At 61.9% G+C, this 22,309-nt stretch carries 17 protein-coding genes and 1 pseudogene; 14 read left to right on the plus strand and 4 right to left on the minus strand.

All coding sequences use genetic code 11. The annotated features are described in order from the left end of the window. The first annotated feature begins 37 nt into the window (after positions 1-37). The 8 genes from CER19_RS19515 to CER19_RS19550 all read left to right on the plus strand — a co-directional run bounded on the left by CER19_RS19515 (position 38) and on the right by CER19_RS19550 (position 9,748). Positions 38-2,344 carry a heavy metal translocating P-type ATPase gene (locus CER19_RS19515; protein ID WP_116667623.1) on the plus strand — a complete coding sequence of 769 codons (2,307 nt, stop codon included), beginning with the start codon at positions 38-40 and terminating at the stop codon, positions 2,342-2,344. A 16-nt stretch (positions 2,345-2,360) separates the two neighbouring features. Then, positions 2,361-3,224: a LysR family transcriptional regulator gene (locus tag CER19_RS19520; RefSeq protein WP_054898683.1), complete on the plus strand. Its 864-nt coding sequence runs from the start codon at positions 2,361-2,363 to the stop codon at positions 3,222-3,224. A 236-nt stretch (positions 3,225-3,460) separates the two neighbouring features. Continuing rightward, entirely contained in the window at positions 3,461-4,525 is a 1,065-nt protein-coding gene (locus tag CER19_RS19525) for a putative 2-aminoethylphosphonate ABC transporter ATP-binding protein (protein ID WP_116667624.1), read from the plus strand. A gap of 1 nt (position 4,526) precedes the next feature. Continuing rightward, positions 4,527-6,239 (plus strand): putative 2-aminoethylphosphonate ABC transporter permease subunit, encoded by a 1,713-nt coding sequence (locus CER19_RS19530; protein ID WP_116667625.1) that lies wholly within the window; start codon positions 4,527-4,529, stop codon positions 6,237-6,239. 23 nt (positions 6,240-6,262) lie between these two features. After that, positions 6,263-7,276 carry a putative 2-aminoethylphosphonate ABC transporter substrate-binding protein gene (locus CER19_RS19535; protein ID WP_116667626.1) on the plus strand — a complete coding sequence of 338 codons (1,014 nt, stop codon included), beginning with the start codon at positions 6,263-6,265 and terminating at the stop codon, positions 7,274-7,276. Between the two features lie 123 nt (positions 7,277-7,399). After that, a complete protein-coding gene (locus CER19_RS19540; RefSeq protein WP_116667627.1) occupies positions 7,400-8,530 on the plus strand; it encodes a TIGR03364 family FAD-dependent oxidoreductase in 1,131 nt (376 codons plus the stop codon). Further along, positions 8,527-9,081 carry a phosphonate degradation HD-domain oxygenase gene (locus CER19_RS19545; protein ID WP_116667628.1) on the plus strand — a complete coding sequence of 185 codons (555 nt, stop codon included), beginning with the start codon at positions 8,527-8,529 and terminating at the stop codon, positions 9,079-9,081. The genes CER19_RS19540 and CER19_RS19545 overlap by 4 nt, the downstream gene beginning before the upstream one ends. 91 nt (positions 9,082-9,172) lie before the next feature. Beyond that, positions 9,173-9,748, plus strand: a complete 576-nt coding sequence (locus CER19_RS19550; protein WP_116667629.1) for a hypothetical protein — start codon at positions 9,173-9,175, stop codon at positions 9,746-9,748. A gap of 45 nt (positions 9,749-9,793) precedes the next feature. Here CER19_RS19550 and CER19_RS19555 read toward each other — a convergent pair whose 3' ends face one another. Together CER19_RS19555 and CER19_RS19560 are read right to left on the minus strand one after the other, a co-directional pair. Further along, the gene (locus tag CER19_RS19555) at positions 9,794-11,173 is read right to left on the minus strand and encodes a DUF3482 domain-containing protein (RefSeq protein ID WP_116667630.1); all 1,380 of its coding nucleotides are present in this window, start codon (positions 11,171-11,173) and stop codon (positions 9,794-9,796) included. After that, complete coding sequence (locus CER19_RS19560) at positions 11,166-12,545, minus strand: DUF2868 domain-containing protein (RefSeq protein WP_116667631.1); 1,380 nt, start codon at positions 12,543-12,545, stop codon at positions 11,166-11,168. Before CER19_RS19560 ends, CER19_RS19555 begins: the two co-directional genes overlap by 8 nt. A 69-nt stretch (positions 12,546-12,614) precedes the next feature. On the opposite strand from CER19_RS19560, the gene CER19_RS19565 reads away from it, so the two are divergent. Both CER19_RS19565 and CER19_RS29470 read left to right on the plus strand, forming a co-directional pair. Further along, positions 12,615-13,127, plus strand: a complete 513-nt coding sequence (locus CER19_RS19565; RefSeq protein WP_116667632.1) for a dihydrofolate reductase — start codon at positions 12,615-12,617, stop codon at positions 13,125-13,127. A 13-nt stretch (positions 13,128-13,140) separates the two neighbouring features. Continuing rightward, positions 13,141-13,227 (plus strand): annotated as a pseudogene (locus CER19_RS29470) (outer membrane lipoprotein carrier protein LolA); the annotation flags it as partial. A 12-nt stretch (positions 13,228-13,239) separates the two neighbouring features. Here the strand turns inward: CER19_RS29470 and CER19_RS19570 are convergent. Then, entirely contained in the window at positions 13,240-14,631 is a 1,392-nt protein-coding gene (locus CER19_RS19570) for an L-cystine transporter (RefSeq protein WP_116667633.1), read from the minus strand. 242 nt (positions 14,632-14,873) lie between these two features. On the opposite strand from CER19_RS19570, the gene CER19_RS19575 reads away from it, so the two are divergent. The 4 genes from CER19_RS19575 (at position 14,874) to CER19_RS19590 (ending at position 20,214) form a co-directional block, all read left to right on the plus strand. Continuing rightward, positions 14,874-15,935 carry a haloacid dehalogenase-like hydrolase gene (locus CER19_RS19575; protein ID WP_116667634.1) on the plus strand — a complete coding sequence of 354 codons (1,062 nt, stop codon included), beginning with the start codon at positions 14,874-14,876 and terminating at the stop codon, positions 15,933-15,935. A 213-nt stretch (positions 15,936-16,148) separates the two neighbouring features. Further along, complete coding sequence (locus CER19_RS19580; RefSeq protein ID WP_116667635.1) at positions 16,149-16,682, plus strand: RNA polymerase sigma factor; 534 nt, start codon at positions 16,149-16,151, stop codon at positions 16,680-16,682. Next, complete coding sequence (locus CER19_RS19585; RefSeq protein WP_116667636.1) at positions 16,679-17,635, plus strand: FecR family protein; 957 nt, start codon at positions 16,679-16,681, stop codon at positions 17,633-17,635. The genes CER19_RS19580 and CER19_RS19585 overlap by 4 nt, the downstream gene beginning before the upstream one ends. A gap of 131 nt (positions 17,636-17,766) precedes the next feature. Next, positions 17,767-20,214, plus strand: coding sequence for a TonB-dependent siderophore receptor (locus CER19_RS19590; RefSeq protein WP_116667637.1), 2,448 nt, complete (start codon positions 17,767-17,769; stop codon positions 20,212-20,214). Between the two features lie 225 nt (positions 20,215-20,439). Here CER19_RS19590 and ilvD read toward each other — a convergent pair whose 3' ends face one another. Then, on the minus strand, positions 20,440-22,281 hold the full coding sequence (ilvD, locus tag CER19_RS19595) for a dihydroxy-acid dehydratase (protein WP_116667638.1): 1,842 nt from the start codon (positions 22,279-22,281) through the stop codon (positions 20,440-20,442). Between the last annotated feature and the right edge of the window lie 28 nt (positions 22,282-22,309).

Genomic DNA, 22,309 nt, shown 5'->3' on the forward strand with positions numbered 1-22,309 from the left:
TTTACTTGGCAACAGGCACCTTTACGGACGCGACCTGATGAGCCACTCCATTCATACCCCGCACAAGCACGACCACAAGCATGATCACGATCACGATCACGATCACGATCATGACCACGGCCATGATCATAAACATGACCATGGGCCCGCCAAACTCACGCCTGTGGATAACCACGGCCATTCCGGCTCCTGCTGCTCCGGCGCTGCCGGGCCCGCCATCGTGACCTTGAGTGAAGCGCCCACCGCCGGCTCGCGCCTGAGCACCTTCCGCATCGAAGCCATGGACTGCCCTACCGAGCAGACGCTGATCCAGAACAAGCTGGGCAAGCTCGCTGGCGTGCAGCAACTGGAATTCAACCTGATCAACCGCATCCTCGGCGTCACCCATGACCTGCCGAACACGGCGCCGATCATTGAGGCAATCAAGTCCATCGGCATGCAGGCCGACCCTATCGAAGAAGGCAGCCCCGCCGCCGCGCCGCCCGCCAAGAAACATTGGTGGCCGTTGGCGGTGTCGGGCGTGGGTGCCCTGGGGGCCGAGGTGTTGCACTTCACCGGCGTGGCGCCCACCTGGGTAATCGCGCTGGTGGCGTTGGTGTCGATCCTCAGCGGCGGCCTTACCACCTACAAGAAGGGCTGGATTGCCCTGAAGAACTTCAACCTCAATATCAATGCCTTGATGAGCATCGCGGTGACGGGCGCGATCCTGATTGGCCAGTGGCCGGAAGCGGCGATGGTGATGTTCCTGTTCACCGTGGCCGAGTTGATTGAGGCCAAGTCCCTGGACCGGGCGCGCAACGCCATCAGCGGCCTGATGCAGATGACCCCGGAACAGGCCACGGTGCGCCAGGCCGATGGTTCCTGGCTGGAACAAGAGGTCAAAAGCATTGATCTTGGCGCGATTGTCCGAGTAAAGCCTGGCGAGCGCATCGGCCTCGACGGTGAAGTCACGGCCGGCCAGTCCACCATCGACCAGGCACCGATCACCGGGGAAAGCCTGCCGATTGAGAAAACCGTGGGCGATAAGGTGTTTGCCGGCACCATCAACCAGGCCGGTTCCCTGGAGTACAAGGTCACCGCAGCGGCCAACAACTCCACGCTGGCGCGGATCATCCACGCCGTGGAACAGGCCCAAGGCGCACGCGCACCGACCCAGCGGTTTGTCGACAGTTTCTCCAAGGTCTACACACCGGCCGTCTTCCTGTTTGCCCTCGGTGTGGCGGTGATTCCGCCGCTGTTCATGGCGGGCGTGTGGTTTGACTGGATCTACCGCGCCCTCGTGCTGCTGGTGGTGGCCTGCCCTTGTGCCTTGGTGATCTCCACCCCGGTGACCATTGTCAGCGGCCTGGCAGCGGCGGCGCGCAAAGGCATCCTGATCAAAGGCGGCGTGTACCTGGAGGGCGGCTACAAGCTCGACTACCTGGCCCTCGACAAGACCGGCACCATCACCCACGGCAAACCGGTGCAAACCGACTACCTGCCGCTGTTCCCGAATATCGAAGACAGCGCGCCGGCCCTGGCGGCCAGTTTGGCATCGCGCTCTGACCACCCGGTGTCCCTGGCGATTGCCAACGCGGCTGTGGATAAAAACCTGTCGACTCACGCTGTGGATAACTTCGAGGCCCTGGCCGGGCGCGGTGTGCGTGGTGATATCAACGGCCAGACCTATCACCTGGGTAACCACCGCCTGGTGGAAGACCTCGGCCTGTGTTCCGAGGCCTTGGAAGAGAAACTCTTCGCCCTGGAAAAACAAGGCAAGTCCGTGGTGTTGCTGTTGGACAAATCCGGCCCGCTGGCGCTGTTTGCCGTGGCCGACACGGTCAAGGAGAGCAGCCGCGAAGCCATTCAGCAGTTGCACGACCTAGGCATCAAGACCCTGATGCTCACTGGCGACAACACCCACACCGCCCAGGCCATTGCAGCCCAGGTCGGCATCGACCAGGCCCAGGGCGACCTGTTGCCCACCGACAAACTGCAAGCCATCGAAACCCTCTACGGCCAGGGCCATCGGGTGGGCATGGTCGGTGACGGTATCAACGACGCCCCGGCCCTGGCCCGTGCCGAGATCGGCTTTGCCATGGCCGCAGCGGGCACCGACACCGCCATCGAGACCGCCGACGTGGCGCTGATGGACGATGATTTGCGCAAGATTCCGGCTTTCATTCGGTTGTCGCGGCAAACGTCGAGTATCCTCAAGCAGAACATCGCCCTGGCGCTGGTGATCAAGGCGATCTTTCTGGCGGTCACGTTCATGGGCATGGCGACCATGTGGATGGCGGTCTTCGCCGACATGGGCGTGAGCCTGCTGGTGGTGTTCAATGGCCTGCGCCTGGTGCGCAAATAGCGGATGAGAGGGTGGTGTGCTGAGTGCTGAGTTAAAGGCGTTTTTCATGGTCGCCCGCCTGGGTAGCATTACCCAGGCGGCGAAGAAACTCGGCTTGAGCCAGCCCACGGTGACCACCCAGATTCGCAACCTGGAAAGCCACTACGGCGTCGAGTTGTTCTACCGTGGCGGCCGCCGTCTCACCGTCAGCGACGAAGGCGCGCGGCTGTTGCCGATGGTCAAGGCGCTGTTGCAGCAGGAAGCGGATATCGAGTTTTTCCTGCGCAACAACGGCCAGGTCCAGGGTGCGCTGAGGATTGCGGCGACGGCGCCGTATTACATCCTCGATCTGGTCAAAGCCTTTCGCGAACGCCTGCCCCAGGTGGACGTGTCGGTGGAAATCGGCAACTCCCAGCAGGTGCTTGAGGCACTGGACGATTACCGCGTCGATGTCGCGGCCTCATCGCAATTGCTGGAAGACGCCCGTCTGATCCGCCGCGTGCTGGGCACGGACCCGCTGGTGCTGGCGGTGCACCGCAATCACCCGTTGGCCAAGCTTGATCACGTACCGTTGAGCGCGCTAGTCGGGCATACCTTGCTGATGCGTGAAGCGGGCTCCACCACCCGCAGGCTGACGGAAGAGATGTTGAAGAACGCGGGCGTGGGGTATGGGCCGTTGTTGGAGATTGGCAGCCGTGAGTCGATTCGCGAGGCGGTACTGCGCAATATCGGCATCAGCATCATCGCCCGCCAGGAAGTGCCCCATGACCCGCAGTTGCGCGTGCTGACCATCGAGAATGCGCCGCAGATTCCGGAGTATCTGTATTGCCTCAAGGAGCGCAAAGGTGCGCGGCTGCCGGCGGCGTTCCTTGGCTTGGCTCAGGAAATGTCACCCCTCTGAACATGGATGGCGGCTTTTAAATGGCTATCGCAGGCAAGCCAGCTCCCACATTTTGATGTGTGAACCTATTCAAGTGTGGGAGCTGGCTTGCCTGCGATAGCGGACCATGAGTCACCCATCTCCTTGAGTCCTACACAAATCCACCAATACCACTATCACCTCCTTTTGCCTTTCTGCCACACCCGCTACGCATTGCCTCCCTAGCATGGCCTTCATCCGTTCGATGAGGTGCCACCATGCACACAGCCCTGACCCAACCCGGCGCACCGATGAAAGTGCGTGCAATCCAGAAACGCTTTGGCGCCTTCACCGCGCTGGACAACGTCTCCTTGGACGTCGCCGCCGGCGAGCTGGTGTGCCTGCTGGGCCCATCCGGCTGCGGCAAGACCACACTGCTGCGCTGCATCGCCGGCCTGGAGCGCCAGGACAGCGGTGAGCTTTATCTGGGCGAGCGGGACGTGTCCCTGCTGCCACCCCAGGCGCGGGACTACGGCATCCTGTTCCAGTCCTATGCGTTGTTTCCCAACCTCAGCGTTGAAGCGAACATCGGCTACGGCCTCACCGGCAGCGGCCGCGATGAAGTGCGCAAGCGGGTCGCGCAGATGCTTGCGCTGGTGGGCCTGGTGGGTAGCGAAAAGAAGTACCCCGGCCAACTCTCCGGCGGCCAGCAACAACGCGTCGCACTGGCCCGCGCACTGGCGCCGGCGCCGTCGTTATTGCTGTTGGATGAGCCGATGTCGGCCCTCGATGCCCGCGTACGCGAGCACCTGTGCACCGAGCTACGTCAACTGCAGCGGCGCCTGGGCATCACCACCTTGATGGTGACCCACAATCAGGACGAAGCCATGTTGATGGCCGACCGCATTGCCGTGATGAACAACGGCAAGGTCGAGCAGTACGCCACGCCCCAGGAAATCTACGACCGCCCGGCCACGCCGTTCGTGGCGGAGTTTGTCGGCCAGGGCAACTGGTTGCCGTTCAGCCGTAACAGCGCCAGCCATGCCCAGGTGGGTGGTTTGAACATGCGCCTGGCTGAGGACGCGGGTGTCGCCCAGTCCGGCCGCTTGTTCTGCCGCCCCGAAGCCATTTGCGTCAACCCGCCGGTGCATGAAGAAAACCTGTTCCCGGCTAAGGTTCGCGAGATCACCTTTCTCGGCAACCGCTGCCGCATGAGCTTTGAGCTGGAACAATTGCCGGGCCATCCGTTGCTGGCTGAACTGGCGCCGGAAGCGATGCCGCGCCTGGGCGCCCAGGACATCTGGGTGGCGTTGCCGCCGCGCAGCCTGCAGGTGTTTGCCTGAGATGGGGGCTGTGATGACATTGCCGGTACCGCGCCAGGTGTCCCGCGCCGAGTGGGGCGACCGCCTCTTCGTGGTCGGCGGCAAGTGGCTCTGGCTGGGCCTGTTAGTGGTGGCGGTGCTGTTGCCGCTGTTGGCGATCTTCTGGCGCGGCTTCAGCAGCGAAGCCGGGCAGGGCGGTGGCCTGGTGGCAGCACGCGAACTGCTGAGCAGCGCCAACTTCCACTGGTTGCTGGGTAATAGCCTGAAAGTTTCCCTCAGCGTCGCGGCCATCGTCGTACCGCTGGCCTATCTGTTTGCCTATGCCCTGCAACGGACGTTGATCCCCGGCAAGTCCATCTGGCGCGGCCTGTCATTGCTGCCATTGATGGCGCCGTCGATGCTGCCGGGCATTGCCCTGGTTTATCTGTTCGGCAACCAGGGCCTGCTGCGCGGCTTGTTCTCGGAGAATATCTACGGTTTCTGGGGCATTGTGCTCGGTGAGGTGATTTACACCTTTCCCCATGCCTTGATGATTTTGCTGTCGGCGCTATCCCTGGCGGATGCGCGTTTGTTCGACGCCGCTTCGAGCATGGGCGCCAGCCCGGCACGGGCGTTTCGCAGCATTACTTGGCCGGCCACGCGCCAGGCGGTGTTCGCCGCATTCTGCCTGGTGTTCACCCTGACCATCACCGACTTCGGGGTACCGGTGGTGGTGGGCGGTGATTACCAGGTGCTGGCGCTGGAGGCCTACAAGGCGGTGGTGGGCCAGCAACAGTTCGGTCGTGGCGCGTTGATTGGCATGGTGTTGCTGCTGCCGGCGCTGTTCAGCTTTGGTGTGGATGCCTGGTTGCGCCGTCGGCATGGCGACGCGATGAGCGGCCGCGCCCAGGTGTTCCAGCCAGCGCCATCGCGGCTGCGCGACGGGTGCTACCTGGCCATCGTGCTGCTGATTTGCGCAGCGTTGCTGCTGGTGTTCGGCATGGCGGTGTACTCCTCGCTGGTGAAGTTCTGGCCGTACAACCTGTCGCTGTCGCTCAACCACTACCAATTCGAAGACACCGCCGGTGGCGGCTGGCTGGCCTATCGCAACAGCCTGACCATGGCGCTGTGCACGGCGTTGATCGGCAGCGTGCTGATTTTCACCGGCGCCTACCTGATGGAAAAGACCAAGGGCCAGAAACATCTGAACCTAGCGTTGCGCATGCTCAGCTTCGTGCCGATGGCCGTGCCGGGCCTGGTCCTGGGGCTGGGCTACGTGTTCTTCTTCAACCTCAATGGCAACCCGTTGCATGTGTTGTACGGCAGCATGGTGTTGCTGGTGGTGTGCACCATTGCGCACTACCTGACCACCGCGCAGATGACCGCGACCACTGCCTTGCGCCAGTTGGACGCCGAGTTCGAAGCCGCCGCGTTGTCCCTCAAGGCACCGTTGTACCGCCATTATCTGCGCGTCACGGTGCCGATCTGTCTGCCGGCGCTGCTGGACATTCTGCGCTACCTGTTTGTGTCGGCGATGACCACCGTGTCGGCCGCGATTTTCCTCTACAGCCCCGACACCATCCTCGCCGCCGTCGCCGTGCTGAACATGGACGACGCCGGCAATGTGGGCGGTGCGGCGGCCATGTCGACCCTGATCCTGTTCACCTCGGCCAGCGTCTCGCTGCTGCTGGCGTGGGCCTCACGTGGCGCGCTGCGCCGCTCCCAAGCCTGGCGCCAGCGCGCACCTGGCCAATAAAACATCCCTGAAGGAGGTGCTCCATGTTCAAGCCCCTGGCGCTGGTCGCTGCAGTCCTCACGGCATTCAGCCTGAATGCTTTCGCCAAGACCGAGTTGACGGTGTACACGGCCCTTGAAGCCGAGCAGTTGAAGACCTACAAAAAAGCTTTCGAACAGGCCAACCCCGACGTCGAGATCAAGTGGGTGCGCGACTCCACCGGCATCATCACCGCCAAACTGCTGGCCGAGAAAGACCGTCCCCAGGCTGACGTGGTGTGGGGCCTGGCCGCCTCCAGCCTGGCGATCCTCGATCAGCAAGGCATGCTCGACAACTACGCGCCCAAGGACCTGGACAAGATCGGCAAGCATTACCGCGACGCCGCCAACCCTCCGGCGTGGGTCGGCATGGACGTGTGGGCCGCCACCATTTGCTTCAACACCGTCGAAGCCGAGAAGCAGGGCCTCACCAAACCGGTGAGCTGGCAGGACCTGACCAAGCCCGAATACAAGGGCAAGATCGTGATGCCTAACCCGGCGTCTTCAGGCACCGGCTTCCTGGATGTCAGCGCCTGGCTCCAGACCTTCGGCGAGAAGCAAGGCTGGCAGTACATGGACGACCTGCACCAGAACATCGGTCAGTACGTTCACTCCGGCTCCAAGCCGTGCAAGCTGGCGGCCTCCGGTGAGTTCCCGATCGGTATCTCCTTCGAATACCCGGCGGTTCAGCTCAAGCGCCAGGGTGCACCGCTGGACATTATCCTGCCCAAAGAAGGCCTGGGCTGGGACATCGAAGCCACCGCCGTGATCAAAGGCACTGCCCACGCCGACGCAGCGAAAAAACTCGCTGACTTCTCCGCCAGCACCGCGGCGATGGATCTGTACAAGGACAACTTCGCCGTGCTCGCCCAACCGGGTATCGCCAAGCCGCAGACCGAATTGCCGGCGGACTACGAGCAGCGATTGATCAAGAACGACTTTGTCTGGGCTTCCAAAAACCGTGACAGCATCCTGGCCGAATGGCGTAAGCGTTATGACGGCAAGTCGGAAAAACAGTAACCGATCGTTCCCACGCTCCGCGTGGGAACGCCGCTCTGGACGCTCCGCGTCCGCTTTTAAAGGTCGTGACGCGGAGCGTCACCGGATGAATTCCCACGCGGAGCGCGGGAACCAGAGGACAGTATGAGTAGTGATCTGTTAGTCGTCGGCGCCGGCATCCTCGGCCTGTCCCACGCCTATGCCGCCGCCAGGCGCGGCCTCAAGGTCAAGGTGTTCGAGCGCAGCGCCACGCCATTGGGCGCCTCTGTACGCAACTTCGGCCAAGCCCTGGTCACCGGCCAACCACCAGGGCCAATGCTCGACCTGGCGCGTGAAAGCCGCGAAATCTGGGGCCAGTGGGCGCAAGCGGCGGGCCTGGCGCTCAAGCGCAATGGTTCCTACCTGTTCGCCCGCACCGAAGCCGAAGAACATCTGCTCGAAGCCTTCTGCGCGGGGCGCGCGCGGGAGCACGGCTACAACGTCGAGCTGCTGCAAGGTGCTGCCATGAACGACCTGTACGCCGGCCAGTTCCGTCATCACCGCGCCGCACTGCATGGCAAGGACGATCAGCAACTGTATTCCCGCGAGGCCATCCCGGCGCTGATCCATTACCTGAGCCAGGCGCTCAATGTGGAGTTTCACTTCTCCACCCTGGTGCGCGAGGTGGAACCGGGCCAGTTGCACAGCACGGCGGGCAGCTTTCGCGGCGAGCAGATCATCGTCTGCTCCGGCCACGATTATCAGACCCTGCTGGCCGACGCGATTGCCGCGCTCAACCCGCAAACCTGTCGCCTGCAAATGCTGCGCGCCCGGCCGGCGCTCAACCTGAACCTGCAACATGCCTTGCTCACCGGCTTAAGCTGCGTGCACTACGGCGCCTTTGCCGACCTGCCGGAAGCGGCCGCGGTGCAGGCGCAGATCCTGCGTGAAACGCCGTACCTGCACGAGCACGGTATTCACCTGTTGATCAGCCCAACGCCCCATGGCGAGTTGATCATCGGTGATTCCCACCATTACGACAGCGATCCGTCGCCCTTCAATGCCGAGCAGGTGGATGACTGGCTGATCGAACTGGCGCAACAGACCCTGGGTTGCAAGGTCCAGGTGGTCGAACGCTGGCAGGGTGTCTACGGATCTCGCGGGCCTGGGCCGTTTTCGTTTGTACAAGCGGCACCCGGCGTCAGCGCTGCCTTGATGCACACCGGCGTAGGGATGAGCGTGGGGCCGGCGATGGCCGAGCGTAATATCAGCACACTGTGGGGCGCGACGCGATGAGCCCGGAACAGGCGATTGCCCAGGTGTTTGGCTTGTACGAGCAGCATGGCACGGCTGACTACATCGGCGAGCCGGTGTCGCAAATCGAGCACATGTCCCAGGCCGCGCAATTGGCCATGGCCGAAGGTTTTGACGACGAGGTGGTGCTGGCGGCGTTTTTCCACGACATCGGCCATCTCTGCGGCCAGGGCGGCGCGAACATGGGCGGTTATGGCGTGGTCAGCCACGAGCGGCTGGGCGCCGATTACCTGCGTCGCGCAGGCTTCAGCGAACGCCTGGCCAGGCTGGTGGAATACCACGTGCAGGCCAAGCGTTACCTGACCTTCAGCCAGCCGGACTATTTCGCCCGCCTGAGCCAAGCCAGCCGTCGCACCCTGGGTTACCAGGGCGGCGTCATGAGCGCCGAAGAGGCCCGGGCCTTTGAACAAGACCCGCTATATGCCGTGAGCTTGCGCATGCGCCACTGGGACGAGCAGGCCAAGCAAATGCAGGTGCCGGTGTTGGATCTGCAACTGCTCAAAGCCATGGCCGTACGACTACTGGCCGCGTAGACGGGCCTTACACACATCGCAGACACGCCGCCTGGAACCTCGATAAGCGCCCCACTAAGGTGCTTGCTTCTTAGCCAAGGGAGCAACGCAGATGCGCTATTTGAAGGTTGTTGCACAGGATCAAACGGGAGATGGCCGGGCGAACACGGTGCGGCTTCAGTTCTACCAAGGTACGCCATGCAATCACGACGAGTTGCTCAATGAGGCCGTGGCCTATGACTTCACCTCAGACGCAAGGGTCGATTACAGCAGGGGAGACGTTACCAATGACGGTCAGGAAAGCAGCCTTGATCAAGCGTTGTTGGACGAATTTGCCAATGCCTATTTGAAGATCAATTGGGTGAATCGCGGCGCCAGTACCCGACGTTACATGAAGATTTTTTCCGAAGACTTCTATAGGGACGGCACCCCCGACACCGTGCGCCTGCACTTACATAAAGGCCCAGGGCTGCTGAGTTCGGACGCTCAGGTGTCTTGGAGCGCCGCCTATGATTTTGATAACAACGGCGAACTTGAGTGGAATATTCATGCCGACATTAACTGCGATGGCATCATTGATGAGGTTGACAAGCACTTGGTCCAGCAATTGGCGGAGCTTTATTTGAAGTTCAATTGGCACACACCTGAGCCCTTCGACGCCAAGATTGTTGATATCAAGGCACATTGATCAGTAAGCAAAAGACAGCACCGTTTGACTCTGCTTATTGAGCGTTCAAGGCACGAGCCCCGGCTCATCCAGTTGAGCCGACAATGCTTGGACCTGTTCCTGCCGCTCGGCCTGGCTCAGTTTGGCGTGGGGGTTGAGGGACGACCATTGCGGATAGGCGCGGGCCTTGTTCAAGGCGTCCGGCAACTTGCCTTCGCGCCAGGTTTTGTCCTGGGGCGTATCGACCTTGATGCTGTGCATCGCCGCATGCCCGCGCAGGTTCAGGGCCTTGAGCAGTTGGCGTTGGCGCAGGGCGAGCAGGCGCAGCACGCTGTCATCGACGGTGAGTTCGCGTTGGCCCTTGATCTTGCCCATCAGGCGGCTGCCATAGCTGCGTGCGGTTTGCAGTGCACCGCCGGCAATCGCGCCCGCCAGAGCCGCAGCGCCCAGCGTCAGGCCGCCGACCAGGAGGTCCACACCCGCACCGGCCGCTGCGCCAGCGGCGATCCCGCCACCCACGCGCACGCCCAGTTGCTTGAGGGTTTCGGGGTTGAACAGGTCGTCGCCCCAGCGCCCGTCCAGCAACGGCAAGTCGCTGGCGGCGGCGTCCTGTGGGCGGAAGCCGAACAGTTTGAGCAGGGCTTCGACGCACTTTTGTTCGCGCTGGCGCACGGCCTTGCGTAAATCGCTGATGGCCTGGGGCTCATCCTCGGTTGTCACACTGCGGCGGCAGGCAGCGCAGTCGATCAGCAATTCGGCGATAAGCCGTGCGGCGCTTTGCTGGCGAGCCTGGCGCTGGGCTTCTTGATCGAGGATCAGGCGCTCCAGTTGCGGCCGTGAGTTTTCCAGCAGCAGGGCCAGGCTTTCATACAGCCGGCGTTCGCCGTCTTCGGGCGGCGCCACGCTGTCGAAACGCACCAGCGCATGCAGGCCGAGGCGGGCCAGGGCTTCGCGCCAGTCTGGTTCGCGGTGGTCACTGCTGCTGACGAAGTTGAGTACCGGCAGCAACGGCTTGCCGCAACTGGCCAGCACTTGCAGCTCGTCGCGGTACTTGGCCAGCACCGGCTCGCGAGCGTCGATCACGTACAGGCCGGCATCGGAGGCCAGCAACTGGCGCAGCACCTTGGCTTCCTGTTCGAAACGCTGGCGCGCTTCGCTGCCTTCCAGGAAACGGGCCAGGCGGGCAGGGCCATCCAGGCGTTCGCCGGGGCGGTCCAGGCGCTCGAGGTAATCGAGCAGGGCGATGGCGTCTTCCAGTCCGGGGGTGTCGTACAGCTCCAGCAAGGCTTCGCCATCTACCGACAAGCGTGCGCCTTCGACATGCCGCGTGGTGCTGGGGCGATGGGACACTTCGCCAAAGCCGACATCGCGGGTGAGGGTGCGCAACAATGAGGTTTTGCCCACGTTGGTGTGGCCGACCACGGCGAGTTTCAGCGGTTTAGTCATGACCGGTCTCCAGCCAGCTTAGCGGCGCGCAATCGGCAAACGACAGCTCAAGCTGTTGCATCGCGGCATGCCAGTCGCCCAGGCGCTCGGCGTCCAGTGCCTGGCCCGGTGGTGCCTGCAGCAGCCATACGCGGGTGTCGGTGGCGCTGCGTGCCAGCTCGGCGATCAGCGCCAGGCTGCCACGGTCCGGCGAGCGACGCGGGTCACAGGCGATGGCCAGGCGCGCGGGTGGGAAACGGCTGAGTTGCTCCAGCAGTTTGTTGCGTGATTCGCGGCTGTCGAGGATGCCGGCGTTCTTGACGTTGGCAGGCAGTTTGGGGGGCCAAGGGTGTTGGTCGTCGAGTTCGATGGCGACCAGCAAGGCGCCATCACTCTCCAGCTCACTTGCGCCGCCGCTGATCGGGTGCAGGTGTTCGGGCGCCACATCGTTGACCCCCAGGCGCTCGCTGCTGGGCATCAGGCGTTCGCGCAGTTGGGCGTAGCCGGGCAGGTTGAGGTCCAGGCGCAACGCTGCGCGCCCGCGTTTCCATCGCCACAGGCACAGCAAGGCAAGGATCAACCGCGGCAGCAGCCCGTAGACCAGCAACACGCCCACCAGCCAGGCGGCCCAGGCCTGGCGGGCGCTTTCGATATTCAGCGCGGAGTCGCCGCTGGCGCGGATCATCTCCACGGTGGGCACATTGAAACCGAGCAGAGCCGGGAGTGTGCCGAGGGCCTGGGTCACGGCGACAAAGGTATCGGCGCCGAGAATGGTGGTTTCCCACACAAACCCATAGCGGCGGGTGGCGAGCAGGGTCAGCAGGATCACCAGGGCGCTGAGCAAGGCCAGCAACCACAAGCTGTTGACCAGCACACCCACCGCCCAGCGATTGAGTTTTTGCCGTTGCAGCAACAGCAACAACGCCGGGGCCAGTTGCGCGGCCTTGGCGTCACGCGCCAGTTTCTCGCTGAGCCACAACCACAGTCGGCCAAGGCTGGCGCTGTGTTCGCCGGCAAACAGCAGGCCCAGGGCCCAACTGATCAGCAAGATCAGGTTCAGGCCGAGCAGGCTGCCCAAGGCCCAGAACACATTCACCGGGGCCAGGCCATTGCCCAGCGCGGCGAACGCCAAACCGGCGCCGCTGATGACGGCGACCACCGCCAGTAACACCAGCGCCAGGCGTGCGCCTTGCAGCCAGCGGCTGAGCGCGGCGGCCAAGCCATCGCGCTCGGCCAGGTGCAGCGCACGCTGCTGGATGCGCGTGGGTAGGTCGCCCCCGGCGGTGCGGGCCAGGCGGTTGGCTTCCAGGTCTTCCAGGGGGCCGGCGTGTTCTTCACGCAGGCGCACGGCTTCTGTCAGCCAAAGTCTGTGCAGCGGGTTCAGTTCAGTCACGCGCCGTCCTGTCGTGTTGATGAGGTTGGAGCATAACCGCTGGCTCGCCGCTCTGGTATTCTCGTCGCCATGAAAAAAACTCTCCCTTTAAGCCTGATCGCAGCCCTCGGTGAAAACCGTGTGATCGGCGTCGACAACAGCATGCCCTGGCATTTGCCGGGGGATTTCAAATATTTCAAGGCCACCACGCTCGGCAAGCCGATCATCATGGGGCGCAAGACCTGGGACTCCCTGGGCCGACCGCTGCCGGGGCGCTTGAACCTGGTGGTCAGCCGTCAGACCGATCTTGTGCTGGAAGGTGCGCAAGTTTTTCCGTCACTGGACGCGGCGGTAGAGCGCGCCGAAGAGTGGGCCAAGGCACAAGGCGTGGACGAGCTGATGCTGATCGGCGGCGCGCAGTTGTATACGCAGGGGCTGGAACAGGCCGATCGCTTGTACCTGACCCGCGTTGCGCTGAGCCCGGAAGGGGATGCGTGGTTTCCAGAGTTTGATATGAACCAGTGGAAGCTGGTGTCGAATGTCGAGAATCCAGCCGAAGGTGATAAGCCGGCCTACAACTTCGAAGTGTGGGAGCGCAACTAGTGTAGGAGCGAGCTTGCTCGCGAAGATCGTCAACGATGACGCGGGCATTCTGAATGAACGCGGCGCCCTCAGGTTCTTCGCGAGCAAGCTCGCTCCTACAGGTTATAAGCCTTTATGCCTGCGCCAGTTCGGCATGCTCATCGGCATCCAGCAACGCTTTATCCGTCTGCCCCATGATCTGGCTGGTAATCGCCCCCGCCGTCATCGAACCATTGACGTTCAACGCCGTGCGGCCCATGTCGATCAGCGGTTCCACGGAAATCAACAGCGCCACCAGTGACACCGGCAAGCCCATGGCCGGCAGCACGATCAGCGCGGCAAAGGTCGCACCGCCGCCCACGCCGGCAACGCCCGCCGAACTCAAGGTCACAATCGCCACCAGGGTTGCGATCCACAGCGGGTCCAGCGGGTTGATGCCCACGGTCGGCGCGACCATTACCGCCAACATCGCAGGGTAAAGACCGGCGCAACCGTTCTGGCCGATGGTCGCGCCAAACGAGGCGGCGAAACCGGCGATGGATTGCGGGATGCCCAGGCGACGGGTTTGCGCTTCAATGCTCAGCGGAATACTCGCAGCGCTGGAGCGGCTGGTGAAGGCGAAGGTCAGCACCGGCCACACCTTGCGGAAGAAGCGCAGCGGGTTGATCCCGGCCAGGGACAGCAGCAGGCCGTGCACCACGAACATCAGGCCCAGGGCCAGGTACGACACCACCACGAAACTGCCCAGCTTGATGATGTCTTGCAGGTTGGAACCGGCGACTACCTTGGTCATCAGCGCCAGCACACCGTAGGGGGTCAGCTTCATCACCAGGCGTACCAGGCGCATCACCCAGGCTTGCAGGGTGTCGATGGCGTTAAGGACTTTCTGGCCTTTTTCCACGTCGTCCTTGAGCAGTTGCAGTGCAGCAACCCCAAGGAACGCGGCGAAAATCACCACGCTGATGATCGACGTCGGCTTGGCCCGGGCCAGGTCGGCGAACGGGTTGGCCGGTACGAACGACAGCAGCAACTGCGGGATATTCAGGTCGGCAACCTTGCCAGCGTAATCGCTCTGGATCACTTGCAGGCGCGCCATTTCCTGGGTGCCGGCTACCAGGCCTTCGGCGGTGAGGCCGAACAGGTTGGTCAGGCCGATGCCGATCAGCGCTGCGATGGCGGTGGTGAACAGCAGCGTGCCGATGGTCAGGAAGCTGATTTTGCCCAGGGACGAGGCATTGTGCAGGCGCGCCACGGCACTGAGGATCGAGGCGAACACCAGCGGGATCACGATCATTTGCAGCAGTTGCACATAGCCGTTGCCGACCAGGTCAAACCAGCTGATCGAGGCTTTGAGCACCGGGTTGCCGTCGCCGTAGATCGTGTGCAAAGCCGCGCCGAACAGCACGCCAAGCACTAGGGCGAATAGCACCTTCTTGGCCAGGCTCCAGTTAGTACGGCGAGTTTGTGCCAGGCCCAGCAACAGGGCCACGAACACCAATAAATTGAGAATCAGGGGCAGATTCATTGAAGCTCCGTTGAGAAGGCAGCCAATCGCGTGAGCCTGCGATTGCGAACCGGCAAGCCTAACAGCTTGAAATATATTGATTTAATACCGATATGGAATGGCGACTGTCGTTTTTGGAATAAGCGTTTGACGCTCAGGCATATGCCCTTGGCGCAATCGCGACGTCCGCGGTCGTGCCCGGGCGATAACTGTCATACGGATTTGTTAGCGTCGATGTCTTTCACTTGAGGGAGACAACGCCTATGAAGCTCGCGCCGAAACTATTGGTATCCGCCGCCTTTTGCCTCGGGCTCGCCAGCCAGGCGTTTGCCGCCACCGAGTTAAAACACTGGCCGGCACCTGCCGCCAAACAACTCAACGAAATGATCGCCGCCAACGCCAACAAGGGTAACTACGCGGTGTTCGACATGGACAACACCAGCTACCGTTACGACCTCGAAGAGTCCTTGCTGCCGTTCATGGAAAACAAGGGCCTGATCACCCGCGACAGCCTCGACCCGTCGCTCAAGCTGATGCCGTTCAAAGACACTGCCGAGCATAAAGAGAGCCTGTTCAGTTACTACTACCGCCTTTGCGAAGTCGACGACATGGTCTGCTACCCGTGGGTGGCCCAGGTGTTCTCTGGCTTTACCCTCAAGGAACTCAAGGTTCAGGTGGATGAGCTGATGGCCTCCGGCAAGCCGGTGCCGGTCAGTTATTTTGAAGGCGACGCGGTGAAGAAATCCGAGGTGCAACCGCCAAAAGTCTTCACCGGCCAGGCCGAGCTGTACAACAAGCTGATGGAAAACGGCATCGAGGTGTATGTGATGACCGCCGCTTCCGAGGAGCTGGTGCGCATGGTCGCGGCCGATCCGAAGTACGGCTACAACGTAAAGCCCGAGAACGTCATCGGCGTGACCACGATGCTCAAGGACCGCAAAACCGGCGAGTTGACCACCGCACGCAAGCAGATCACCGCGGGCAAATATGACGAGAAGGCCAACCTCGGCCTGGAGCTGACACCCTACCTGTGGACCCCGGCGACCTGGATGGCCGGCAAGCACGCGGCGATCCTCACCTATATCGACGAGTGGAAAAAACCGGTGATCGTCGGCGGTGATACACCCACCAGCGACGGTTACATGCTGTTCCATGATGTGGACGTGGCTAAAGGCGGTATCCACTTGTGGATCAACCGCAAAGACAAATACATGACCCAGCTCAACGGCATGATCGCCAAGCACGCGGCGGCTCAAGCCAAGGAAGGGTTGCCGGTGACGGCGGACAAGAACTGGGTGATCGTCAAGCCGGAGGAGATTCAGTAGGACCGAGTCGCCTGCATCGCAGGCAAGCCAGCTCCCACCGTCGACCGCATTCTCATGTTGGGGCGCGGTCAACTGTGGGAGCGGGCTTGCCCGCGAAGGCGGTCTTAAGAAACCGCAGATTCAAAGGCAAAAATAGATATCAATTGCGAACCAATCTCATTCTTTGCTAGCGTGCGCACTCCCTGAACCGTCCGTTCTTCTCAAGGTAGTGCCGTGCTCTCCTGGAATTCGCAGATCGCGCGCCTGTTCGCGGAGCAGAAGAAAGCCCTTGAAGCCTTCGTCACTCGCCGCACCGGCAGTGCCCAAGTGGCCGCCGACCTGACTCAGGAGTCGTTCCTGCGCCTGGCACGCATGGATTGCGGCGAAAAAATCGATAACCTGCCTGCCTTCCTCTTCACCATCGCCAGCAACCTGGTGCGCGATCATCAGCGCCAGACCATTCGCCGCGAACGTTTGGACGCCGGTGAACCCAGCGAAGAGCTGCCATGCAGTAACCCAGGTGCCGACGAGCAATTGGCCGCCTATCAACAGGAACAGTTGATGCAGGACGCTATCCTGGCCTTGCCTGAAGCGACTCGACAGATCTTCCTGCTCTATCATGTCGACGAACTTTCCTATCGCCAGATCGGCGAACGCCTGTCGATCAGCCCGCGCAGTGTGGAATACCAATTGCGTCGCGCCTTGATTGAATGCCGGGCGTACATCAAGACGCGGCTTGCCTGCGATGAACAAGGACGTCGGTCATGACTGCCACACCCACTGCTGAGGCGCTGTTTGACGAAGCGTCCGGCTGGTATTTCCGCCTGCAGGCCGAGGATGTGACGGCTGCCGAAATGGACGCCTTTGCCGCCTGGCTGGGGCAGGGTAATGCCCAGGACGCGGCCTGGCAGGAAGTGCAGGCGATGCTCGGTGGCCTGCGTGAGCCCGCGCGGGTGATCCGTCGCGCCGAACAGGTCGCCTGGCGCAAACCTGCACGGCGCTGGCCGCGTTGGTCCTGCGCCGCCGCGGTGTTGCTGGCGGTGGGCCTCACCGTGCAAAACACGCCCTGGCCCGACCGCCTGCGCGCGGACTACGCAACCAGCACCGGCGAATCACGCAGCATTGAACTGGCCGACGGCTCCCACCTGCAACTCAATACCGACAGTGCAGTGCAGGTGCGCATGAGTGCGGGCGAGCGCCAGGTGCGTTTGTTGCGGGGCGAAGGGTTCTTCGACGTGACCAAGGACCCGTCGCGACCGTTTGTAGTGCAGTCCGGCGATGGTTGGGTAAAGGTGGTCGGCACACAATTCAGTGTGGCGCGGCGCGATGCCCAGACCCGCGTGCAAGTCGCGCAAGGCAAGGTACAGGTCAGTTCTGGCAGCGACACGTCGGTGTACCTGGAGCCGGGTCGGGCGGTGGAGTATCAGGGTCAACGCCTGGCCGAGGTGCATGGCTTTGACCCGGCCAGCGGGTTTGCCTGGCGCCAGCGACAACTGGTGTTTCGTCAGCAACCGCTGTCGGACGTGGTCAGCGAGTTGAACCGTTACTGGCCGGGCAAGACCCTGGTGCTGGGGGATGCGCTGCGCAATCGAGTGGTGTCGGGGGTGTTTGAAATCGACAAACCCGACGCGGTGATCAAGGCATTGGAATACACCCTCAACCTGCGCGCTGAGCACTACACCCCGTATTTACTGGTGTTGCGCGAAGGCAAGGCGTCGTAATCACAACTTTTTGAAAAAACTTTCAGGGTTTCCCGGCAGGCGGTCGTCCTTGATCACTGAGGCGTAAATAGTAAGCACTCTCAAGTAGTGCGGCGCCGATCACAGACTTTTTGCACCGGGGAGCACCATCCATGGCACACCGATTCGCCGCACGGCCCTTGCTGGCACTGGCCATTTCCATGGCCGGTGGCACTGCATCGATGTATTTGCAGGCCGCCGAGACTACGCAAGCCCAGACGTACCGTTTTGATATTCCGGGGCAAAGCCTGGACGGCGCGTTGGCGGCGTTTTCGGCGGTTACGCGAGTTCAGGGGCTGGTGTCGGGTGAGTTGACCCAGAGGGTGATATCGCCGGGTGTGAAAGGCAATCTCGGTCAGCGCGAAGCGCTCGCGCAACTGCTTGGTGGCACGGGATTGAGCGCGGCGTTTATCAATGCCGATACGGTCACCCTGGAAAAGCGCGTGGCCAGCGGTTCGGCCATCGAAGTCGGCGCCACCACCATCAGCGCCGAACGCCTGGGCGCCACCACCGAGGGTAGCGGCTCTTACACCACGGGCGCGGTGACCCTTGGCAAAGGCGAACAGAAGCTCAAGGACATCCCGCAATCGGTCAGCGTCATGACACGCAAGCAGATGGATGACCAGAACACCACCAAGCTGTCCGAAGTAGTCAAGCGCACCCCCGGCCTGACAGCGACCAAATCCCCTGGGCCCGGTATGTTCATCTTCTCCCGTGGCTTTGAGGTCGGCACCCTGCAATACGATGGCGTGGGCATCCCGCGTAACACCTATGCGTTGGGCAGCTACCTCACTGAAAACATGGCCATCTATGACCGTGTAGAAACCCTGCGCGGCCCGGCCGCTTTGCTGCAAGGCGCCAACAGCCCGGGCGGCACCATGAACCTGGTGCGCAAGCGTGGCCAGCAGGACCCGACTGTGACGATCACTGCAAAAGCCGGCTCCTGGGACCACTACGGCACCCAGGTCGATGCCGGTGGCCCGCTCAATGCCGAAGGCACCCTGCGCGGCCGGTTTGTGGCGGATTACGACACGACGGACTCGTTTGTTGACTATGCCGGTGGCTGGAATCAGACGGTGTATGCCGCCGTGGACTACGACTTCACGCCAGACACCACCGTCGGTGTGGGGGTCAGCAACCAGAAAGGCCACTCGCGACCCAACTTCATGTCACTGCCCCGTTACGCCAATGGCAGCGATATCGGCCTGCCGCGCTCGACTTTTGTCGGCGCCAGCTGGAACCGCAACGTCAATAACCAGACCCAGGTGTTTGCCGATATCGAGCATCGCTTCAACGATGACTGGAAGGTGAAAGCTGCCCTCGTGGCCATGGATGAACACAACGACGCGACCTACCAGGCGACCTGGGATGAGGTCCCCAACCCCGGCACCGCCGGCAATGTGCGTTATGTGGATTGGGTCACCGACTTCAACACCAAGAGCCGTGGGGTGGATGTGTACGTGAACGGCAAGTTTGAAGGTTTGGGCTTGCAACAGGAGATGGTGCTGGGCGCCAACTATTCCAAGCTCACCACCAACGACCAGTGGGCGCGAGCAGCGACGGCTGGCGCGGATATCTTCAACATCGATCACAACCGTCCACAGCGCGACAAAAACCAGCTGTTCCAGGCGGGCAATGCTACGAAAAGTTGGTATGACATTCGCCAGAAAGGGGTTTATGGCACTTGGCGCGTCAAGGTTGTGGACCCACTGACCTTGATTCTCGGTGCACGTACCAGTTGGTATGACTATGGCTACACCGACGAGAGCGGTTCCCGGGGTGTGTATGGCGACCCCACCCGCAGCACCACGCAGAGCAATGGTCACGTTACCCCGTACGCCGGCTTGGTGTACGCCCTCAATGACCAATGGTCAGCCTACGCCAGCTACGCTGACGCGTTCGAACCGCAAACCAACCTGACCACGTCTTTGACCGTGCTCAAGCCCATCGAAGGCCAGAACTACGAACTGGGCCTGAAGGGTGAACTGGCGGACGGTCGTCTGAATACCTCGTTCGCCATCTTCCGTTATGACCAGGAAAACCGTGCGGCTCAAGACCTGCAAGGCGGCAAAGTCTGCGGCGGCTGGTACTGCTCGCTCGCCTCGGGCAAGGTTCGCAGCCAAGGCTTCGAAGCCACTTTGAGCGGCGAAGTGCTGCCGGGTTTGCAATTGGTCTCCAGCTACACCTACAACACCACCAAATTCCTCAAAGACGACACTTACGAAGGCAAGATCTTCAGCACCTGGACACCCAAGCACCTGCTCAAGGTCTGGGGTGACTACCAGTTGCCGGGCGATTGGCAGCAGTTCAGCGTCGGTGCCGGCGTAACCGCACAAAGCAGCACCGAAGCCTACGACCGCAACTTCAGCGTACCCGGCAATGCACTGTGGGATTCGCGGGTGGCCTACAAGATCAACCAGGAGTTCACCGTGGCGGCGAACCTGAACAATATGTTCGACAAGAAGTACTACATCCCTGCGTATAACGCGACGTGGGGCAGTAACTACTATGGCGACCCGCGTAACGTGATGTTCAGCATGACCTACACCCCACAGTTCTAAAGCCTGATGCATCATTGCTGTAGGAGCGAGCTTGCTCGCGAAAAACGTCAAAGATAGCGCGTGTTTCCTGAATAAACGCGGTGCCTTTGAGTTTTTCGCGAGCAAGCCCGCTCCTACACTGGCATTAGGGTAAGCCCCGTCCCACATGGGATTTCCATTGTTCGTCAGGATTGTTTCAGGCAAAAAAATGCCCCGCACTTGGCGGGGCATTTTGATGCGCGAGTCTTACAGACCGTCGAGCATCGCTTTGTTACGCACAGCACCCTTGTCGGCGCTGGTGGCCAGCAGGGCGTAGGCCTTCAACGCGGTGGTGACTTTGCGCGGACGCTTTTCTACCGGCTTCCAGCCCTTCTTGTCCTGCTCAACGCGGCGTGCCGCCAATTCTTCATCGCTGATCAACAGGTTGATCGAGCGGTTCGGAATGTCGATCAGCACCTTGTCGCCATCTTGCACCAGGCCAATCGCGCCACCGGCAGCGGCTTCCGGGGAAGCGTGGCCGATGGACAGGCCCGAAGTCCCGCCGGAGAAACGCCCGTCGGTCAGCAGGGCGCAGGCTTTGCCCAGGCCTTTGGATTTCAGGTAGGACGTGGGGTAAAGCATCTCCTGCATACCCGGGCCGCCTTTGGGGCCTTCGTAACGGATGATCACGATATCGCCTTCCTTGACTTCGTCCGCGAGGATGCCGCGTACCGAACTGTCCTGGCTCTCGTAGATCTTGGCGCGGCCTTCGAAAACGTGGATGGATTCATCCACACCTGCCGTTTTCACCACACAGCCATCCAGGGCGATGTTGCCGTACAGCACGGCCAGGCCGCCTTCTTGCGAGTAGGCGTGCTCGACACTGCGGATGCAGCCGTTTTCACGGTCGTCGTCCAGGGTGTCCCAACGGGTCGACTGGCTGAACGCGGTCTGGGTCGGAATACCGGCCGGGCCGGCCTTGAAGAAGGTGTGCACGGCTTCGTCGTCAGTCTGGGTGATGTCCCATTTGGCGATGCCTTCGGCGATGGATTTGCTGTGCACGGTCGGCAGGTCGGTGTGCAGCAGGCCGCCACGGGCCAGGGAGCCGAGGATCGAGAAGATCCCGCCGGCGCGGTGCACATCTTCCATGTGGTACTTCTGGATATTCGGCGCGACCTTGCACAGTTGCGGCACGTGACGGGACAGGCGGTCGATGTCGCGCCGGGCGAAATCGATCTCGGCTTCCTGGGCGGCAGCCAGCAAATGCAGGATGGTGTTGGTGGAACCGCCCATGGCGATGTCCAGGGTCATGGCGTTTTCGAACGCCTTGAAGTTGGCGATGTTGCGCGGCAGCACCGACTCATCGTTCTCGCCGTAGTAGCGCTTGCACAGCTCGACGATGGTGCGGCCGGCCTGCAGGAACAACTGCTCGCGGTCGCTGTGGGTGGCCAGTGTGGAACCGTTGCCCGGCAGGGCGAGACCCAGGGCTTCCACCAGGCAGTTCATCGAGTTGGCGGTGAACATGCCGGAACACGAACCGCAGGTCGGGCAGGCGCTGCGCTCGTATTCCGCGACCTTCTCGTCAGAAGCGCTGGAATCGGCGGCGATCACCATGGCGTCGACCAGGTCGAGTCCGTGGGACGCGAGTTTGGTCTTGCCGGCTTCCATCGGCCCGCCGGAAACGAAGATCACCGGGATGTTCAGGCGCAAGGCAGCCATCAACATGCCGGGGGTGATCTTGTCGCAGTTCGAGATGCAGACGATGGCGTCAGCGCAGTGGGCGTTGACCATGTACTCCACGGAGTCGGCGATGATCTCGCGGCTCGGCAGGGAATACAGCATGCCGTCATGGCCCATGGCGATGCCGTCGTCCACGGCGATGGTGTTGAATTCTTTTGCCACGCCACCGGCGCGTTCGATCTCGCGGGCGACCAGTTGGCCCAGGTCCTTGAGGTGGACATGGCCCGGCACGAACTGGGTGAACGAGTTGGCAATCGCGATGATCGGCTTTTTGAAGTCGTCATCTTTCATCCCCGTGGCACGCCACAGCGCGCGCGCGCCGGCCATGTTGCGGCCGTGGGTGGATGTTTTCGAGCGGTAATCAGGCATTGGAGCACTCCGGGCGGCTAATCAAGTA

Source organism: Pseudomonas sp. GL93 (assembly GCF_003408955.1).
GTDB classification, from domain to species: Bacteria; Pseudomonadota; Gammaproteobacteria; order Pseudomonadales; family Pseudomonadaceae; genus Aquipseudomonas; species Aquipseudomonas paracarnis.

Excerpts from the sequence above, each read along its gene's own strand:
- CER19_RS19515 (WP_116667623.1), top strand. The coding sequence starts at position 38 with ATGAGCCACTCCATTCATACCCCGCACAAGCACGACCACAAGCATGAT.
- CER19_RS19525 (WP_116667624.1), top strand. The coding sequence starts at position 3,461 with ATGCACACAGCCCTGACCCAACCCGGCGCACCGATGAAAGTGCGTGCA.
- CER19_RS19530 (WP_116667625.1), top strand. The coding sequence starts at position 4,527 with ATGGGGGCTGTGATGACATTGCCGGTACCGCGCCAGGTGTCCCGCGCC.
- CER19_RS19535 (WP_116667626.1), top strand. The coding sequence starts at position 6,263 with ATGTTCAAGCCCCTGGCGCTGGTCGCTGCAGTCCTCACGGCATTCAGC.
- CER19_RS19540 (WP_116667627.1), top strand. The coding sequence starts at position 7,400 with ATGAGTAGTGATCTGTTAGTCGTCGGCGCCGGCATCCTCGGCCTGTCC.
- CER19_RS19545 (WP_116667628.1), top strand. The coding sequence starts at position 8,527 with ATGAGCCCGGAACAGGCGATTGCCCAGGTGTTTGGCTTGTACGAGCAG.
- CER19_RS19550 (WP_116667629.1), top strand. The coding sequence starts at position 9,173 with ATGCGCTATTTGAAGGTTGTTGCACAGGATCAAACGGGAGATGGCCGG.
- CER19_RS19555 (WP_116667630.1), bottom strand. The coding sequence starts at position 11,173 with ATGACTAAACCGCTGAAACTCGCCGTGGTCGGCCACACCAACGTGGGC.
- CER19_RS19565 (WP_116667632.1), top strand. The coding sequence starts at position 12,615 with ATGAAAAAAACTCTCCCTTTAAGCCTGATCGCAGCCCTCGGTGAAAAC.
- CER19_RS19570 (WP_116667633.1), bottom strand. The coding sequence starts at position 14,631 with ATGAATCTGCCCCTGATTCTCAATTTATTGGTGTTCGTGGCCCTGTTG.
- CER19_RS19575 (WP_116667634.1), top strand. The coding sequence starts at position 14,874 with ATGAAGCTCGCGCCGAAACTATTGGTATCCGCCGCCTTTTGCCTCGGG.
- CER19_RS19585 (WP_116667636.1), top strand. The coding sequence starts at position 16,679 with ATGACTGCCACACCCACTGCTGAGGCGCTGTTTGACGAAGCGTCCGGC.
- CER19_RS19590 (WP_116667637.1), top strand. The coding sequence starts at position 17,767 with ATGGCACACCGATTCGCCGCACGGCCCTTGCTGGCACTGGCCATTTCC.
- ilvD (WP_116667638.1), bottom strand. The coding sequence starts at position 22,281 with ATGCCTGATTACCGCTCGAAAACATCCACCCACGGCCGCAACATGGCC.